We start from the raw sequence: 17836 nt of genomic DNA on the forward strand, positions 1-17836 counted from the left end.
CGGTTCAGCCGGCGATATCGATCACACCGCAGTCGCCGGTTTCGCTGCCGAAGGCGAGCTGGCGGCCGTCGCGGTTCCAGGCCATGGCCGAGATCGCCCCCTTGCCGGGGCGGCGCAGCAGTACTTCCTTGCTGTCGGCAAACCGCACGGCAAGGATCATGCCGTCGGCAAAGCCGAGGGCTGCGATGTCTTCCGCCGGGTGGCAGCAGACCTGCGTGACCATGATGTTGGCGCGGGTGCCGAGTTCCAGCGGCGCCTTGCCCATCGGGCCGTCCTTGGCCTGGAAAGGCCAGACGATGGCGGCCGGTGCGCCGGAGGAGGCCAGCCACTTGCCCTTGGCGGACCAGGAAATGGATTTGACCTTGGCGGGATAGCCGGTCATGCGCATGTGGCGGGTTTCGGCGCCCGGCTTGGTATCGAGCTTCCAGCCGTGCAGGGCGTTTTCCTGCATGGTGGTGACGAGAAAACGGCCGTCCGGCGAGAAGGTGACGCCGGTGTGGGCGCCCTTCCATTCGAGATCGACCGGCTGGCCTGACGTCGCCACCCAGTGCAGCGTCACGCCGTTATAGCGGGCGAGCGCGACGCGCATGCCCTTCGGCGCAAAAGCGATGCCTTCGATGGTGCGTTGTTCGGTGAATTCCTTGGTCGTGCCGTCCGCGAGCCGCACATAGGCGGTCTTGCCCGAGGCATAGCCGACCGCGCCCTGCGGACCGGCGGCAACTTGAGAGATCCACTTGCGCGGGATGGTCGCGAGTTCCGTCGTCGTGCCGTCGGCGGCCATGCGGACGACGCGGCCGTCTTCGCCTGATGTCAGCAGCGTGTCGGTTGCCGTATCGTGGACGGCGGCGAGAAGCCCTTCATGGACTTCACAGACCTTCTGGCCATGATCGAGGCGGTAGACGAGGCCGGAGGCCTCGGCAAAGACCGGGACGTCCTTCAGATAGGCCACGCCGACGACGTGGCCTTCGAGATCGAGGGGGGCGACGGTCGGCATCAGTTCGGCTGCGCCTCACTGGCCACGGTGGCTTCGCAGGCCTTGAAGGTGCGTTCCAGCTTTTCGCGATCCAGTTCGCGGCCGATGAAGACGAGGCGGCTTTCGCGCTTTTCGCCTTCCTTCCAGTCGCGCTGGTGATCGCCCTCGATGATCATGTGAACGCCCTGTACGACATAACGCTGCGCGTCGCCGGCGAAGGCGATGATGCCCTTGAGGCGCAGGATGTTCGGGCCTTCAGTCTGGGTAATCTTCTGAATCCAGGGGAAGAAGCGATCCGGGTTCATCTCGCCGCCGCGCAGCGATACCGACTGAACCGTCACGTCATGGATCGGCGAAGGGGCATCGTGATGGTGATGGTCGTGATGATCATGGTCGTGATGGTGGTGATCATGATCATGATCATGGTGGTGATGGTGGTCGTGGTCGCAATCCGGGCCGCAGGCATGGTCATGATCGTGGTGATCGTGATCGAGGAAGTGCGGGTCGTTTTCGAGTGCCCGTTCCAGGTTGAAGGCACCCTGGTCGAGAACCTTGCTCAGGTCGATTTCGGAGCGCTGGGTGCGGTAGATGCGGGCGGAGGGATTGATGACGCGCACGGTCGCCTCGATCTTCGCCAGCTCTTCCGGGGTGACGAGGTCGGTCTTGTTGAGCAGCACGACATCGGCGAAGGCGATCTGGTCTTCGGCTTCGCGGCTGTCCTTCAGGCGCAGCGGCAGATGCTTGGCATCGACCAGCGCCACGACGGCATCAAGCTCGGTCTTGGCGCGCACGTCGTCGTCCATGAAGAAGGTCTGGGCGACCGGCACGGGATCGGCAAGGCCGGTGGTCTCGACGATGATGGCGTCGAAGCGGCCGGGGCGGCGCATCAGGCCCTCGACGACCCGGATCAGGTCGCCGCGCACGGTGCAGCAGACGCAGCCATTGTTCATTTCATAGATTTCTTCGTCGGACTCGACGATGAGGTCGTTGTCGATGCCGATCTCGCCGAATTCGTTGACGATGACGGCATATTTGCGGCCATGGTTTTCGGAGAGGATGCGGTTGAGAAGCGTCGTCTTTCCGGCGCCGAGATAGCCTGTCAGGACGGTGACGGGGATGGGCTTGTGTGCGGAAGCTTCGGTCATGGGAACCTCGAGGGAAATGCACTGGTGCCTGCGGGCACGGTCGTTGCTGATATAGGAGAGGAAAGCGGCAAGCGCAAATGGGCGGCGCGAAAAGTGTTGGGTTGATTGTCCTCTGTCGTTCCCTCTCCCCGCGCGCGGGGAGAGGGTTAGGGTGAGGGGCGGGTGCTACGGTTTAGGCCCCTCATCCGCCCTTCGGGCACCTTCTCCCCGCAGGCGGGGAGAAGGGACAAGCGGCAACCTCTTGTTCCATCATCGCAGCATCGAGAGATCGAAGCGGTCGACATCCTCAAGCAGTTCGATGAAGCAGGTGACGGCATGGTCGATCAGTTGCTCGCCCCGTTCGGCCGTGGCGGCGGCCGCATTGCCGGCCACGCCCTCGTCATTCAGGTCTTGCATCTTCCAGCCGAAGGCATGGGGTCCATAGGCGCGCAGATGGGTGAAATCACGGATGAAATCGCTCTGACGGGAGGGGAAGGCGGCGGCCTTTTCCATCTTCACCTGAGCCGGCGCAAGCGCCAGCATCACCGATGTCTCGATATCGCCGCCATGAATGTCGATCGCCTTGTCAGCGGGATCGATGAGACCCTGCGGCTGGCCGAAGCGCGTCCAGCTCGTCGCCACCGCCAGCATATTGAAGCGGACGCGCGCTTCGGTCGTGGCGATGGTGATCAGCGGCGAATTCCCGCCATGGGCGTTGAACAGCACCAGCTTGCGGATTCCAAGTCTGGACAGATCTTCGGCAATGGCGAGCCAGCGGGAAATCGCCTCGTCGTAAGAGAGGCTGCGGGTTACGGCGAAATCGGCATGTTCGATGGAATAGCCGATCGCTTCCGTTGGCAGGAAGGTCACGGGCAGCGTCGTCGGCAGGCGGGCGATCGTACGTTCGACAAGGCCGGTGGCGATGATCGCATCGGTTTCCGGCGGCAGATGGGGGCCGTGCTGCTCATGGGCGCCGAGTGGCAGAACGGCGATCCAGCTTGCGCGCTCCGCCGGTGCAAGGGCGGAAACATTGTCTTTCCAATGGGGTGCCGGCCTTGCCATCGTCTCTTTCGCTCTCTGCTGCCGCTTGCGGTGTCGGTGTCATTCGAGTCATACAAGGCATGCAAGGCCGCGCAAGTCGTTTGCTGGAGGATCGATGGGAAAGAAGAGCAAGGCCGAGAAGAAAGCCAAGGGCAAGAAGAAGCGCGACGTCGCCCTCAACGAAGCCGCCGATCTGGCGACGGCGCTGGTTCAGGCGGCGCGTTCCATGCGCACCGTCATGTCGCGCAGTCTTTCCGAAAGCGGTCTCTATGCAGGCCAGGACGGCGTGATGATGTCGCTGGCCGAAACCGACGGCCTGACGGCCGGCGGACTTGCCGCCCGCCTCGGCGTCAAGGCGCCGACCATGACCCGCACCATCGGCCGTATGGAAGCGCAGGGTTTTCTTGAGCGCCGGGCCGATACGGACGATGCCCGGCTGACCAAGGTCTATCTCACCACGCTCGGCCGCGACCGGTTAGAGACCATCGCTGCGGCCGGAAAATCCCTGGAGGAGACGGCGACGCGCGGCCTGAGCGACAAGCAGGTGCGCACGCTGATGAAGCTGCTGCGGGTTGTCGACGGCAATCTGCACGGTCTGGCGCCGCCGGAAGCCGACGAAGATTGACTCGTTGCGGCTTTCATTTAAACAGTTTAAGAGGAATTTAAAAAGACGGGTATCCGTGCCGTAGGGGCGGGGGAGGCAATTTGGCCCAGAAGATCAAGCTTTCGACGATCGCCGAAACGCTCGGCGTATCGACGGCAACCGTTTCGCTTGCCCTGCGCGACAGCCCGCTGGTGGCGACCGTCACCCGCGACAAGATCAAGGAACAGGCCCGCGCGCTGGGCTATATCTACAATCGTCGCGCCGCCAGCCTTCGCACCTCCCGCTCCGGCATCATCGGCGTCGTCGTGCACGACATCATGAATCCGTTCTACGGGGAAATCCTGAAGGCGATCGAGGCGGAACTCGACCGCGACCGCCAGACCTTCATTCTCTCCAATCACTACGATTCCGTCGAAAAACAGCGGGCCTTCATCGAGACGCTGCTGCAACTCGGCGGCGATGGCGTGATCATGTCGCCGGCAATCGGCACCCCGCCGGAGGATATCCAGCTTGCCGAGGACAACGGCATGCCGGCGATCCTGATCGCCCGCACCATCGAAGGTGTCGACGTGCCGATCTTCCGCGGCGACGATGCCTATGGCATTTCGCTTGCCACCAATCACTTGATCAGCCTCGGCCATCGCTGCATCGCCATGGTCGGCGGCACGGATCTCACCTCGACCGGCCGCGACCGCTACCAGGGCTATGTGATGGCGCTGCGCAAGGCCAATATCGAGGTCGATCCGAACCTGCGCATCCCCGGCCCCCGCACGATGCAGGGCGGCTTCGAGGCGGCGGTGCATCTGCTTTCCCTGCCGCAGAAACCGACAGCCGTGGTTTGCTGGAACGATCTGGTGGCGATCGGCATGATGAACGGCATCGCCCGCGCCGGTCTAGTGCCCGGCCGCGATGTTTCGGTGACCGGCTATGACGATCTCGAGGAAGCCTCGATCTCGACGCCGGCGCTGACCACGGTTTCGAACGGCCAGTCGGAAGTCGGCCGCAGTGCGGCCCGCGCGCTGCTCGACAAGCTGAACGGCAGCCACGAGCCGGACGGCATCCATCTCATCAAGCCGGAAATGCGCATCCGCCAGTCGACGGGTCCGCTTCGCGCGGGATAAGCCTTTCCGTTCGGCGTCTGCGCGTTATTGTTTCTCGCGTCAGTGAACCGGAGAAATCGCCATGGCTGAGAAGCAAACCCGTCCCGTCGTCCTTATTCCGGGGCGGATGAGCCAGCGGGTTCTCGAACGTCTGCCGGAGCATTTCGAGTTGGTGCAGCTTGCGGCCGGTGATCCGGCTCTGGTGACGCCGCGGATGGCCGAGCGGGTGCAGGGCATTGCGATCCAGGGCAGGCTGCCGTGCGAATTGGTCGATGCCCTCCCGCAGCTGGAAATCATCGCGAATTTCGGTGTCGGCTATGACGGCGTCGATGCGGCGCAGGCTGCCTCGCGCGGTATCGTCGTGACCAATACGCCGGATGTGCTGACGGAGGAGGTGGCGGATACGGCCATCGGGCTTCTTCTCAACACGCTGCGCCGTTTTCCTGTTGCCGAGCAATGGGTGCGCACGGGGCGTTGGGCCAAGGACGGCGCCTTTCCGTTGTCGCCGCTGACGCTGCGAGGCCGGACCGTTGGCCTTTACGGGCTTGGACGCATCGGACTTGCGATCGCAAAACGGCTTGAGAATTTCAGCGTTTCCATCGCCTACCACACGCGCCATCCGCGCGAAGGGCTCGACTATGCCTATTATCCGACGCTGACGAGCATGGCCGAGGCGGTCGATACGCTGATTGCCATCGTGCCGGGCTCGGAAAGCACGCGCGGCACCGTCAATGCGGAGGTGCTGGCTGCGCTTGGCAAAAGCGGGGTGCTGATCAATGTCGGGCGCGGCAGCACGGTGGACGAGGGCGCGCTTGTCGAGGCGCTGCAGAACGGGGTGATCGCGGCGGCGGGCCTTGATGTCTTCGAAAACGAGCCTGAAGTGCCCGAAGCGCTGCTGGGGATGGAGAATGTCTCAGTCCTGCCGCATGTCGGTTCGGCATCGCAGGCAACCCGCAACGCCATGGGCGATCTGGTGGTCGACAATCTTATCGCCTGGTTCGAGAAGGGCGAGGCGCTGACGCCGGTGCCGGAAACACCGTTCCTGCGCCATTCGTCCTGAGATTGAAGATTGGCGCTCTTCCCTTTTCCCCGGTGGGGAGAAGCGGGAGATCGCGGGTCGATCAGGCCGTAACCTTCCGCTTGCTGTCGGCATAGGCACGCACGGCGTCGCCAAAAGCTTCGAACAGCTTGTTGGACGGCGTGTCCTTGCCGACCCAGTATTCCGGATGCCACTGGACGCCGACCGCGAAGGCCTTGGAGCCGATCACGGAAACGGCCTCGACTGTGCCGTCTTCCGCCAGGGCTTCGATGGCGAGCTGGGGCGCGGTCTTGGAAATAGCCTGTCGGTGCAGGGAGTTGACACGGACTTCGCCAGCGCCGAGCACGGAGGCAAGGCAGCTTCCCTCCTTCACCAGCACTGTCTGACGGATGCCATAGGCGATGTCGAGTTCCGCCACGTCCGGCTTGCGGTGATCCCAGATGCCGGGCTGCTCCTGAATGTCGGAGGCGAGCGTGCCGCCAAGCGCGACGTTGAGTTCCTGGATGCCGCGGCAGATGGCGAGCAGTGGAATGCCCCGCTCCAGCGCGCGGCGGATCAGCGGCATTACGGTTGCGTCGCGCCCGGTATCGAAGGGGCCGTCGGCTTCCTTCGCCTCTCCGTCGCTGTAATAGGAGGGATGGACGTTGCTGCGCGAACCGCTGAGAAGCAGGCCGTCGACCCGGTCGAGAATGGCGTCGGCATCGTTGCCGGCTTCGAGCGCGGGCACGATGAGCGGCATCACGCCGGCTCCCTCGACGGCGGCCCGTACATATTGATGCTGCACCGCATGCCAGACATTGCCGTCGAAGGGCCGGAAATCGGCGGGAATGACAACAAAAGGCTTCGACATGGACCTCTCCGGAGAGTGCTGGCTGACGCTGGCTATGTGGTTATTGGCCTAGCCGATTGCCAGGTCATTCGCAAGCGAGCGGTCAAGCGTTTCGGCCGTCCCGCTCCGCTGGCGCGAGGAAACGCGACGCGCGAAATCTGGCCAATGTTTATTATGATCATGGTAACCACTTTGCCGGATCGGCTGTTGTAAAATATAGAACAGAGGTTGTGTGCGGTAGCAGACTGATGATTGGAATACCCATGTATGGTTGTGAAATACAGTAATGCTTGATTCCCGCTGCAATATTGAGTTGAATTTCTGTCGGGACGTGTTTTTTCGCGCGCGATGACTGCCATTTTGCTGTTATCCTGGCGAAATCATTCGTTAAACCCTCGGGAATAACACTTCGCCAAACCGGAGCAGAGGGTTCATGCAGTCCAAGGAACAGAGCACACTCGCGATCGATGTCTATCGATCGTTCGTGAGTTCTCTCTATGAAAACCGCCAGACGCTTCTGATCGGCATGCTGTCGCATGTCGTGACCTATCTGCTCGTCTTCGCCAAGACCGGTGACCTCTTCTATGTCGGCTGCTGCGCCGCCATCGTCCTGATCTGGACAGCACGCGGTTTTGGTATGCGCCGGTTCGACAAGGTCGATCTTTCGGCCATGGGGCAGGAGGGCATCCGCGTCTGGGAAAACCGCTACAATATCGGCGCGATCTGCGCGACAGTGACGCTAGGCCTTGCGTGCGCCTACAGCATTCTCGTCAGCCGCGATTCCTTTGCCGAATTCGCCTGCATCTCCGTGACGCTGGCGACCATGGTGTCGATCGTCGGGCGCAATTACGGTTCGGCCCGCGCCGTCATTGTCATGACGCTGTCGGCCTGCGGTCCGATCATTTTCGGGCTCCTAGCGTTGCGCGATGGTTATATGGCATTGCTGGCGCTGCTGCTCGTACCCTTCATGCTGACGACCTGGGCGATGGCGAGGGGCGTGCGCGAATTCCTCTACAAGAACGTCATCGCCGCCCACGAAATCTCGACGATCGCCGAACGCTTCGACCTTGCCCTCAACAACATGACGCACGGTCTGTTCATGCTCGATTCCGATGGTCGCATTCTGGTCGCCAACCGGCGCGCCTGCGAGCTTCTCAATCTCGGCGAACAGACGCGGCTGAAGGATGCTCATCTCGATGCCGTGCTGCGCTACGGCGTGCGGCATACCTTTCTGGAACAGGAGCAGGCCAAACAGGTGCTGCGCCAGCTCGACCGGTTGATGCGCGGCGAGCAATCGCGTGCGCTCGTGCCGTTTTCGGAAGAGCTTTATCTCGAATTCGCCGCCCGCACTCGGCCGAACGGCGGCATCGTCCTGATCTTCGAGGACGTGACGGCGCGGGTGCGTGCGGAAAAGAAAATCCTGCAGATGGTGCGGTTCGACACGCTGACCGGCCTGCCGAACCGCGACTATTTTGCCGAGCTGGCCCAGGCCGCGCTTTCCGAGCGCAAGCGCGCCGGCAAGGTCGGCTACATGGTCGTCGATGTCGCCGAGTTCAAGCATGTCAACGACACCCGCGGCCATATCGTCGGCGACAGCCTGCTTTGCGCCATTGCCGAGCGGCTGAAGCGGCTCGCCACGGATAAGGCCATCGTCGCCCGCCTGATGGGCGACGAGTTCGTGCTGTTCTTTCCGAACGAGACCAACCGGCGCGATCTCGAAGATCGCATGCGCGCTTTGCACGCCCAGTTGCGCGGCGCCTATCATGCCGATGGTTTCACCTTCAACGTCTCGATGAGCGCCGGCTACGTCATCGTCTCCAGCAGCGATTTCCGTATCGAGGACATGCAGATCAAGGCGGATCTGGCGCTTTTCGAAAGCAAGAGCCGCAACAAGGGCGGCGCGATGGCCTTCGAGGCGGAGATGGATGCCAACTATCTCGACCGCCAGAAACTGAAAGCGGATCTGCGCGAGGCGGTGGAGCATGGCGGACTTTCCGTCGCCTACCAGCCGATGTTCGTGCCGGACGGATCGCGCATCGAATGCTGCGAAGCTTTGGCGCGCTGGACCCATGGGGAACGGGGACCCGTTTCGCCGATCGTGTTCATTCCGCTCGCCGAAGAGATCGGCCTTGTCGGCGACATCACCCGCTTCATGCTGCGCCAGGCCTGCCTCGACTGCATGTCGTGGCCGGCGCATATCTCGGTCTCGGTCAATCTCTCGGTGCTCGACCTGCACAACAGCGAAATCGTCGGGCTGGTGGCCGATACGCTCGCGGAGACCGGCCTGCCGCCGTCGCGCCTGCATCTGGAGGTCACGGAAAGCTGCCTGATGGAAGAGACCGCGAAGGTCCGTACCATCCTGCAGGAACTGCGCGCCCGCGGCATCACCATCGCCATCGATGATTTCGGCACCGGCTATTCGAGCCTCAGCTATCTCGATGCGCTGCCGCTCGACATCATCAAGATCGACCGGTCCTTCGTGCGCAACATCCGCGAGGATGCCCGCCGCTTCAAGCTGCTGCGCGGCACCGTCAACCTCGCACGCGAACTCGACCTGAAGACGGTGATTGAAGGCGTCGAGACGAGCGACCAGCTGGCGCTGGTCAACGAGTTCAAATGTGCCGATCTGGTGCAGGGCTACGTCTTTGCCGCCCCGATGACCTCGCAGGCCGTCGAAGCCTTGGACGAGACGCTCTCCAAGAAGAACGGCTCGCCGTTCGACCGGCGCATCGCCTGAAAGCCTTTCAAATCAACGTTTTCAACGCCGGCGACAACGCGCGCTCCATTAGCGTTAACCATTTGTTAAGGTTAACAAATGGTTTATCGTTAAAAATCTATTAACGTATTGTGAGGGCCCGCCCTTTATAAGATGAATGCTTCGTTAAAGGGGCATCGTCGATGGACAAGAGTATTGCGTCGGAGAGCCGGTTTGCCGACCGGCTGCTTGAAATCCTGGATCGCGTCGAGTATCGCCGCGTCGAAACGGGCGAGGATATGGAGGAGGTGGCCCGCATCCGCGCCAAGGCCTACCAGATGGCCGATATCCTGCCGGTTTCCGGTTCGCAGCTGATCGATGACGTCGATTTCGACAGCCATGCCTATGTCTTCGGGATTTACTACCGGGAGCGGCTGATCAGCACCGTGCGCGTGCATCACGTGACGCCGGAGCATCGCGTCAGCTCGTCGGCGACGATCTTCGGCAAGGAAATCCACGCCTTTCTCGATGCCGGCATGAGCCTGATCGATCCGGTGCGGCTGGCGGCCGATCCGCAGGTGGTCCGGGAAATGCCGGCCATTCCTTATCTGACGCTGCGTGTGGCGACCATGGCATCGGAACATTTCGACGTCGATCGCTGTCTGTCGCTGGTGAAGCCGCAGCATGCGGCCTTCTACAAGCGGGTGTTCGATGCCGATACCATCGTCGAACCGCAGAAGAACTGCGGCGACTACAAGATCGACCTGACACTGCTGGCGGCGCGCGTGCGCGAAATCCGCCCGTGGCTCTACAAGCGCTTTCCTTTCTTCGACAGCGAGCCCTTCGAGCGCCGCATGATGTTCGGCGACCGCCGCGTCAGGCCGACGCCGCTCACCATCCTGCCGACGGCGCGGCTGGCGATGACGGCGCAGAGCAGGGCGCGTTCCCATCTTGCCGGCCGGCGGGCCTGAGTCTCGCGGCGTTGTGCAGCCTTATGACGCAGTGTTTTCGCGGGTTTTCGTTGCGCTTGCGGCCGGCTTTGTGTAAGGGCTGCTAGAGAGGGTTGCCGAAGTGAGGCGTTCGGCATTCCATAGGTAAAACGAATTGTGACGGCGAGGCCGCCTGCGGCTGCCGGATGTCAGGGAGACAATGGACGATGGCTGAGCATCATACCGGACCGGTCGAAACGGGTGCACCGATGGACTATGCCGAGCACGAAAAGACCTACAATTTCTTCCTGGTCGCATCGAAGTTCGGCACGCTGTTCTGTATCGCTTTGCTGATCTCCATGGCTGCCGGTTTCTTCACCAGCGCCGGCTTCTTCTCGGCACTCGTGCTGTTCATTCTTCTCAACATCGCCGGCTTCGTGCTGCTGCGCTGATAGCGCGCCCGCAACGGCGACGTTGAAGTTAAAGAGTTGAAACGAAAAATGCCCGCGTCACGCGGGCATTTTTGTATGTGCTTTTCGCGGGGAAGGCCGGTTTCGGTCAGGCGCCGCCGTTGATGCGGTTGAGGCCTGCGCGTGCCGGCTCGTATTTTGGATCGAGCTTCAGAGCGTGCGAATAGGAGCGCTTGGCCTTTTCCATATTGCCCTGGCGCTCATAGACCAGCGCCTGGTTCGCCCAGGATTCGGCGATGTTGCCGTTGAGCGTGATGGCGGTGTTGAAATCGGAGAAGGCGTTGTCGTTGTCGTTCTGTGCGACATAGGAGATGCCGCGGCCGTTGTAGGGCTCTGGCGAGTTCGGCGACAGCGAGATCGCCGTCGAGAAGTCCTCGATCGCCTGGGCATGCTGGTTGCGGGCCTGATAGATCAGGCCGCGATTGTGATAGGCGCGCGGATCGGTCGTATCGAGTTCGATCGCCTTGTTGAAATCGGCGAAGGCTGAATCGAGCTGGCCGGCCTGACGGTAGAGATTGCCGCGGCCGATATAGGCGACGTCGTAGCGGGCGTTGAGCTGGATGGCACGGTTGTAGTCGGCCTGCGCCTGCGACAGGTCGCCCATATTGCGCTCGACCAGCGCCCGGTTGGCATAGGCCTGGTAGAACTGCGGATTGAGTTCCAGCGCCTTGTTGAAATCGGCAAGCGCGCGGCGGAATTCGCCGGCGCGGCCATAGGCCGATCCGCGCACGTTGTAGCCTTCCGGATCGCTCGGATTGGCGGCGATGACGTTGGAGAGCGAGGCGATGTTCTGCTCGGAACCCTGCTCGCGCTCGACACGCATCATGTTGGCCGAGGTATCGGCCGTCTGGCAGCCGGAAAGGCCGATGGCGCCGACCGTCAGGACGCCGGCAAGGCCGATCAGACGGGCGAAGGAGATTTTACCGGAAAAATCCGCAGTCCTGGCAGTCGATGTCAAGATCGATTCCTCAATTAAACGATGCTCGTCACACATGCGCCGACGGTGTCCGTTCAAGCCATGTGCACTTCCAGTGAAGAGCGAATCGGGAGCATCTCCGTCGATGCTGCGCTCCATGTCCGAAGACATTATGGCGCGTCTCGCGCGCCGCCGCCACGGACCGGATCGACCGGCTTCGGCAAGCTTCCGGCGGAAAACCCCGCCGCATACAGAAAAGGCGGTGGCGACAAAAGTCGCCCCCGCCGGGTATGTCGTCTAGGCGTCGAAACCGCGGATCAGCGTGCAGCTGCGGTGCGGCCACCGCTGATCAGGCCTTCGCGCTGCATGCGCTTACGAGCCAGCTTGCGAACGCGGCGAACGGCTTCGGCCTTTTCGCGGGCGCGCTTCTGGGACGGCTTCTCGTAGTAGTCGCGCATCTTCATTTCACGGAAGATACCTTCGCGCTGCATCTTCTTCTTGAGTGCGCGAAGCGCTTGATCGACGTTGTTGTCGCGGACTAGTACCTGCACGTTAATCCCGTTCCTTTGTTCGAGTTATCAGCCTCACGAAGTCAGGTCGACGAGGCAATAAAATGATATTCGCGGAGCCCTAGAGCTTTACGATTGGAGAGAGCGGATACCAGATCGTCCGGCCAAAGTCCAGCCGCCAGTTACCGGCAAGCGGCGAAAATTGCCGGATGACCCGAATTTTCACATTGGATGGAGCCGGACGCGGCCCTGTTCGGCGAGAGCGGGCGATGTTGGGCCGATGTCGCAACATACGCAGGAAGCGCTGTTATGCGTCGCAAAAGAACCGTTGCGGAAACGCAGGATTTGCCATTTCTATGATCGAAACGGAATTCCCCGGATGGACGGAGTTTAAAGGCGGATGCGCAAATATTCGGTTTTTGCCGTGGCTCGCGAAGCGATGCGTGGCCACAAGGGTTGGGAGGCGCAGTGGACCTCGCCCGAGCCGCGCAAGGAATATGACGTCATCATCGTCGGCGGCGGCGGTCATGGCCTCGGCGCTGCCTATTATCTCGCCAAGGAGCACGGCATCACAAATGTTGCGGTGCTGGAAAAAGGCTGGCTCGGCGGCGGCAATACCGGCCGTAACACCACGATCATCCGGTCCAACTATCTCTATGACGAGAGCATGGACATTTACGAGCATTCCCTGAAGCTGTGGGAAAACCTCAGCCAGGAGCTCAATTACAACATCATGTATTCGCCGCGCGGCGTCATGATGCTGTCGCACAATGTCCATGACCAGCAGGTATTCAAGCGCCATATCCATGCCAACCGGTTGCACGGCATCGACAACGAATGGCTGACACCGGAGCAGGCAAAGGATTTCTGCCCGCCGCTCGATATCGCAGCCGGTGCGCGTTATCCGATCAATGGCGCCGCCCTCCAGCGTCGCGGCGGCACGGCCCGCCACGATGCCGTTGCCTGGGGTTACGCCCGCGCGGCCGCCGATCGCGGCGTCCATATCATCCAGAATTGCGAAGTGAAGGGCATCCGCCGCGGTCCGAACGGTGAAGTCACCGGTGTCGATACCAACCGCGGCTTTATCGGCGCGAAGAAGATCGGCGTTTCCGCGTCGGGTCATAACTCCGTCGTCATGGCGATGGCCGACGTGCGCGTGCCGCTGCATTCGGTGCCGCTGCAGGCACTGGTGTCCGAGCCGATGAAGCCGATCTTCCCCTGCGTCGTCATGTCGAACACGGTGCATGCCTATATCTCGCAGTCCGACAAGGGCGAGCTCGTCATCGGCGCCGGCACCGACCAGTACAATTCCTACTCCCAGACCGGTGGCCTGCAAATCATCACCCATACGCTGGATGCGATCTGCGAACTGTTCCCGATCTTCCGCCGTGTGAAGATGATGCGCCAGTGGGGCGGTATCACCGACAACACGCCGGATCGCTCGGCGATCCAGGGCGTGACGCCGGTCCAGAACCTGTTCGTCAACTGCGGCTGGGGCACCGGCGGCTTCAAGGCGACGCCGGGCTCGGCCAACCTCTTCGCCCACCTCATCGCCAGGGGCGAGCCGCACCGGCTGGCTGCGGGCCTCACACTCGATCGCTTCCGTACCGGACGCCTGATCGACGAGGCAGCCGCGGCTGCCGTCGCGCACTGACGGGGTCTGCCATGCGCGTTTCTATCATGGCGGTCTATCCGTCTTCGACATTTCAAAGTGCCGGGAGCTTCCCATGCTGCTGATCTATTGCCCCTATTGCGAGGAAGAGCGTTCCGAGCTTGAGTTCCGCGGTGCAGGCGATGCCCATATCGTCCGGCCGTCCAACATCGCCGATATCACCGACGAAGAATTCGAAGAGTTCTTCTTCCTGCGCGACAACCCGAAAGGGCTGATCTTCGAGCGCTGGCGGCACATCAACGGCTGTGGCCGCTTTTTCAATGCGGCGCGCGATACCGTCAGCGACAAGTTCAAGCTGACCTACAAGGCCGGCGAACCGAAGCCGGATCTGGATGCGGCGGCACCAGCCGCTGCCCTTGTCGAAACCTATGAAGCCACGGAGTCCAACGCGAAATGACCGGCGCAAACCGCATTCCCGGCGCTGGCCGCCTGACCCCGGCAAAGACCGCGCGCTTCACCTTCGACGGCAAGAGCTATACCGCGCTTGAGGGCGACACCGTCGCCTCGGCGCTGCTTGCCAACGGCGTACATCTCGTCGGCCGTTCGTTCAAATATCACCGCCCGCGCGGCGTCGTCTCCGCTGGCCCTGAAGAGCCGAACGCCCTGATCGGTGTCGAACGAGACGCCGCGCGCCAGCAGCCGAACGTGCGCGCCACCGTGCAGGAAGTCTTCGACGGTATGAAGACGATCTCGCAGAACCGCTATCCGTCGCTCTCCTTCGACGTCGGCTCGATCAACAACCTGCTGTCACCGTTCTTCGCCGCCGGCTTCTACTACAAGACCTTCATGTGGCCGAAGCAGGCCTGGAAGCACATCTATGAGCCGCAGATCCGCGCCGCTGCCGGCCTCGGCGTTGCGCCGACACAGGAAGATCCGGATCATTACGCCAGCCGCTACGCCCATTGCGACGTGCTGGTGATCGGCGGCGGTATCGCCGGCCTTTCGGCAGCCCTTGCGGCGGCAAAGACCGGTGCCCGTGTCATCCTCTGCGACGAGCAGCCGGAAGTCGGCGGCGCCATGCACTATGACAAGAGCGTCACCGTCGACGGCGTCGATGGCTTTACCTGGGCGCAGAAGACGGCGGCCGATCTCGCCAAGATGTCGAATGTTACGGTGCTGACCCGCACGACGGCCTTCGGCTATTACGCCCAGAATTTCGTCGCCCTCGTCGAACGCGTGACGGATCATGTCTCCAAGCCCGACCGCCGCCTGCCGCGTGAGCGCATGTGGCAGGTGCGTGCCAAGCGCGTGATCATCGCCACCGGTGCGATCGAACGCCACATGGTGTTCGCCAACAACGATCGTCCCGGCATCCTGCAGGCGTCTGCGGCGCGCACCTATCTCAACCATTTCGGCGTTGCCGTCGGCCGCAAGGTCGGCGTCTACACCGCCAATGACTCGGCCTATGAAGCCGCCTTCGACCTGAAGCGCGCCGGGGTGACCGTCGCCGCCATCGTCGATTGCCGTGAAAAGCCGGGTGAAGCCGTTCTCGCGGAAGCCCGTTCACTGGGCATCGAGGTGTTGACCGGTCACAGCGTTATCGACACCTCCGGCAAGCTGCGTGTCGCCGGCATGTCGGTTGCCCGCAACGGCTCTACGGCCAAGCGCAATATCGCCATCGACGCGCTCCTGACCTCGGCCGGCTGGACGCCTTCGGTGCATATGTTCTCCCAGTCGCGCGGCAAGGTCGCCTACGACGCGGCGAGCGGTGCGTTCCTGCCGGGCGTCTATGCGCAGGATTGCCTTTCGATCGGCGCCTGCAACGGCACCAACGATCTGCAGGCCACCATCGAGGAAGCACTGGCTGCCGGCGAGCTGATGGCCAAGGCTTCGGGCTTCGAGGCGGCCAGCAAGGTCGAGCTGCAGGCGAAGAACGCCTTCCAGTGGACCGGCGGCATGTCCGGCGCTGCGGAAGGTGCCGGCGAAGACACCACCGTCAAGGCGTTCATCGACTTCCAGAACGACGTCTGCGCCAAGGACATTCGTCTGGCCGTGCGCGAAGGCATGCACTCGATCGAGCATATCAAGCGCTTCACCACCAACGGCATGGCGACCGATCAGGGCAAGCTTTCCAACCTGCATGGTCTGGCGATCGCCGCCGAAGCGCTCGGACGCGGTATTCCGGAAGTCGGTCTCACGACTTTCCGCGCACCCTATACGCCGGTCACCTTCGGCACGCTGATCAGCCATTCGCGCGGCGAACTGTTCGACCCCACCCGCAAGACGCCGATGCATGCCTTGGAAGAAGCGGAAGGTGCCGTGTTCGAGGATGTCGGCCAGTGGAAGCGCGCCTGGTATTATCCGCGCGCCGGCGAAGACATGCACCAGGCGGTCAACCGCGAGTGCAAGACCGTGCGTGAATCGGTCGGCATGTTCGATGCCTCGACGCTCGGCAAGATTGAGGTCGTCGGCCCGGATGCGGCCGCCTTCCTCAACCTGATCTACACCAACAGCTGGGATACGCTGAAACCCGGCCGCTGCCGCTACGGCATCATGCTGCGGGAAGACGGCTTCGTCTATGACGACGGCGTCGTCGGCCGCATGGCGGAAGATCGTTTCCATGTGACGACGACGACCGGCGGTGCCGCCCGCGTCATGAACCATATGGAAGACTATCTGCAGACCGAGTTCCCCCATCTCAACGTCTGGCTGACCTCGGCCACCGAGCAGTGGGCGGTGATCGCTGTTCAGGGACCGAAGGCCCGCGACGTCATCGCGTCGCTGGTCGAGGGCATCGATCTTTCCAACGAGGCCTTCCCGCACATGAGCGTGCGCGAAGGCAAGATCTGCGGCGTGCCGACCCGGCTGTTCCGCATGTCGTTCACCGGTGAAATGGGCTTCGAAGTCAACGTGCCCGCCGATTTCGGCCCAGCAATCTGGGAAGCGATCCGGGCGGAAGTCGAAAAGGCCGGCGGCTGTGCCTACGGCACCGAGACCATGCACATCCTGCGCGCCGAAAAGGGCTATATCATCGTCGGCCAGGACACGGACGGTACCGTGACCCCCGATGATGCCAGCCTCAGCTGGGCGGTCGGCAAGAAGAAGCCGGATTTCGTCGGCATCCGCGGCCTGAAGCGCCCGGATCTCGTCAAGTCCGGCCGCAAGCAACTGGTCGGCCTTCTGACCAAGGACCCGAAGGTGGTGCTGGAGGAGGGCGCGCAGATCGTTGCCGATCCGAACCAGCCGAAGCCGATGACCATGCTCGGCCATGTCACGTCGTCCTACTGGTCGGAAAATTGCGGCCGGTCCATCGCCATGGCGCTTGTCGTCGATGGCAAGGCAAAGCTTGGCCAGACGCTTTACGTGCCCATGCCCGACCGCACGATTGCGGTCGAGGTGAGCGAGATGGTGTTTATCGACAAGGAAGGAGTGCGGCTCAATGGCTGATCTCGCAACGCGCACATTGCCGCTTTCCGGCTTTCACGGCGGCTCTGCCTCCGCCTCAGTCTCTCCCGCAGCGCCGGCAAGCCGCCTGTCGCTTCGGGCCAAGCCGGATGCGGTCGCAAGCCTCTCGGCAGCGCTCGGCATCGAGCTGCCGACCCGGCCGAAGGCATCCGCCTCCTCCGGCGGCCGCCATGCGCTCTGGCTCGGGCCGGATGAATGGCTGATCATCGACGAGACGGAAGCCGATCTTCTCTCTTCTGCCGCTTCGAGCGGGGTGATGCATTCGGCAACAGATGTCTCCCACCGCAACACCGCGCTGTTGGTCAAGGGACCCGGTGCGGAAGCGACCCTCAACAGCGGCTGCCCCCAAGACCTTTCGCTCGCCATCTTCCCGGTCGGCGGCTGCTCGCGCACGGTGTTCGGCAAGGCGGAAATCGTGTTGCTGCGCACGGCGGAAGATGCTTTCCGGGTGGAATGCTGGCGCTCGTTTGCGCCTTATGTTTCCGGGCTGTTGGCGGAAGGTGCTGAAGATTCCGGGCACTGAGGATTCG

16 protein-coding genes are annotated in these 17836 nt (G+C 62.4%); 10 read left to right on the forward strand and 6 right to left on the reverse strand.

Annotated elements, in window-relative coordinates; genetic code table 11:
- Window positions 1-4: 4 nt before the first annotated feature.
- The 3 genes from ASC86_RS18740 to ASC86_RS18750 form a co-directional block, all read right to left on the reverse strand.
- On the reverse strand, window positions 5-994 hold the full coding sequence (locus ASC86_RS18740) for a WD40 repeat domain-containing protein (RefSeq protein ID WP_056324659.1): 990 nt from the start codon (window positions 992-994) through the stop codon (window positions 5-7).
- Window positions 994-2118: a GTP-binding protein gene (locus ASC86_RS18745; protein ID WP_056324662.1), complete on the reverse strand. Its 1125-nt coding sequence runs from the start codon at window positions 2116-2118 to the stop codon at window positions 994-996. The genes ASC86_RS18740 and ASC86_RS18745 overlap by 1 nt, the downstream gene beginning before the upstream one ends.
- 249 nt (window positions 2119-2367) lie before the next feature.
- Window positions 2368-3159, reverse strand: coding sequence for a creatininase family protein (locus tag ASC86_RS18750; RefSeq protein WP_056324664.1), 792 nt, complete (start codon window positions 3157-3159; stop codon window positions 2368-2370).
- 94 nt (window positions 3160-3253) lie between these two features.
- Between ASC86_RS18750 and ASC86_RS18755 the strand changes: the two genes are divergently transcribed.
- The 3 genes from ASC86_RS18755 to ASC86_RS18765 all read left to right on the forward strand — a co-directional run bounded on the left by ASC86_RS18755 (window position 3254) and on the right by ASC86_RS18765 (window position 5902).
- Window positions 3254-3763, forward strand: a complete 510-nt coding sequence (locus tag ASC86_RS18755; protein ID WP_056324666.1) for a MarR family winged helix-turn-helix transcriptional regulator — start codon at window positions 3254-3256, stop codon at window positions 3761-3763.
- 80 nt (window positions 3764-3843) lie between these two features.
- Entirely contained in the window at window positions 3844-4863 is a 1020-nt protein-coding gene (locus ASC86_RS18760) for a LacI family DNA-binding transcriptional regulator (protein WP_056324669.1), read from the forward strand.
- 61 nt (window positions 4864-4924) lie between these two features.
- Window positions 4925-5902, forward strand: a complete 978-nt coding sequence (locus ASC86_RS18765) for a 2-hydroxyacid dehydrogenase (protein ID WP_056324671.1) — start codon at window positions 4925-4927, stop codon at window positions 5900-5902.
- 61 nt (window positions 5903-5963) lie between these two features.
- On the opposite strand, the gene ASC86_RS18770 is transcribed toward ASC86_RS18765, so the two are convergent.
- The gene (locus ASC86_RS18770) at window positions 5964-6731 is read right to left on the reverse strand and encodes a gamma-glutamyl-gamma-aminobutyrate hydrolase family protein (RefSeq protein ID WP_056324673.1); all 768 of its coding nucleotides are present in this window, start codon (window positions 6729-6731) and stop codon (window positions 5964-5966) included.
- 412 nt (window positions 6732-7143) lie between these two features.
- On the opposite strand from ASC86_RS18770, the gene ASC86_RS18775 reads away from it, so the two are divergent.
- The 3 genes from ASC86_RS18775 to ASC86_RS18785 all read left to right on the forward strand — a co-directional run bounded on the left by ASC86_RS18775 (window position 7144) and on the right by ASC86_RS18785 (window position 10786).
- Window positions 7144-9447, forward strand: coding sequence for an EAL domain-containing protein (locus tag ASC86_RS18775; RefSeq protein WP_056324675.1), 2304 nt, complete (start codon window positions 7144-7146; stop codon window positions 9445-9447).
- 161 nt (window positions 9448-9608) lie between these two features.
- The gene (locus ASC86_RS18780) at window positions 9609-10376 is read left to right on the forward strand and encodes a hypothetical protein (protein ID WP_056324678.1); all 768 of its coding nucleotides are present in this window, start codon (window positions 9609-9611) and stop codon (window positions 10374-10376) included.
- Between the two features lie 185 nt (window positions 10377-10561).
- Window positions 10562-10786: an aa3-type cytochrome c oxidase subunit IV gene (locus ASC86_RS18785; RefSeq protein ID WP_056324680.1), complete on the forward strand. Its 225-nt coding sequence runs from the start codon at window positions 10562-10564 to the stop codon at window positions 10784-10786.
- Between the two features lie 106 nt (window positions 10787-10892).
- On the opposite strand, the gene ASC86_RS18790 is transcribed toward ASC86_RS18785, so the two are convergent.
- Both ASC86_RS18790 and rpsU read right to left on the reverse strand, forming a co-directional pair.
- The gene (locus ASC86_RS18790; RefSeq protein ID WP_082510298.1) at window positions 10893-11798 is read right to left on the reverse strand and encodes a tetratricopeptide repeat protein; all 906 of its coding nucleotides are present in this window, start codon (window positions 11796-11798) and stop codon (window positions 10893-10895) included.
- Window positions 11799-12037: 239 nt separating this feature from the next.
- A complete protein-coding gene (rpsU, locus tag ASC86_RS18795; RefSeq protein ID WP_056324682.1) occupies window positions 12038-12271 on the reverse strand; it encodes a 30S ribosomal protein S21 in 234 nt (77 codons plus the stop codon).
- A gap of 358 nt (window positions 12272-12629) precedes the next feature.
- Here rpsU and ASC86_RS18800 point away from each other — a divergent pair, with 358 nt between their 5' ends.
- From ASC86_RS18800 to ASC86_RS18815, 4 genes are all read left to right on the forward strand, one after another.
- Window positions 12630-13883 (forward strand): sarcosine oxidase subunit beta family protein, encoded by a 1254-nt coding sequence (locus tag ASC86_RS18800; protein WP_056324684.1) that lies wholly within the window; start codon window positions 12630-12632, stop codon window positions 13881-13883.
- A gap of 73 nt (window positions 13884-13956) precedes the next feature.
- Window positions 13957-14298 carry a sarcosine oxidase subunit delta gene (locus ASC86_RS18805; RefSeq protein ID WP_056324686.1) on the forward strand — a complete coding sequence of 114 codons (342 nt, stop codon included), beginning with the start codon at window positions 13957-13959 and terminating at the stop codon, window positions 14296-14298.
- Window positions 14295-17288 (forward strand): sarcosine oxidase subunit alpha, encoded by a 2994-nt coding sequence (locus tag ASC86_RS18810; protein WP_056324689.1) that lies wholly within the window; start codon window positions 14295-14297, stop codon window positions 17286-17288. The genes ASC86_RS18805 and ASC86_RS18810 overlap by 4 nt, the downstream gene beginning before the upstream one ends.
- On the forward strand, window positions 17281-17829 hold the full coding sequence (locus tag ASC86_RS18815; RefSeq protein ID WP_056324691.1) for a sarcosine oxidase subunit gamma: 549 nt from the start codon (window positions 17281-17283) through the stop codon (window positions 17827-17829). Before ASC86_RS18810 ends, ASC86_RS18815 begins: the two co-directional genes overlap by 8 nt.
- Window positions 17830-17836: the final 7 nt, after the last annotated feature.

The sequence above is a fragment of the Rhizobium sp. Root1212 genome (genome assembly GCF_001424985.1).
Lineage (GTDB): Bacteria > Pseudomonadota > Alphaproteobacteria > Rhizobiales > Rhizobiaceae > Pararhizobium.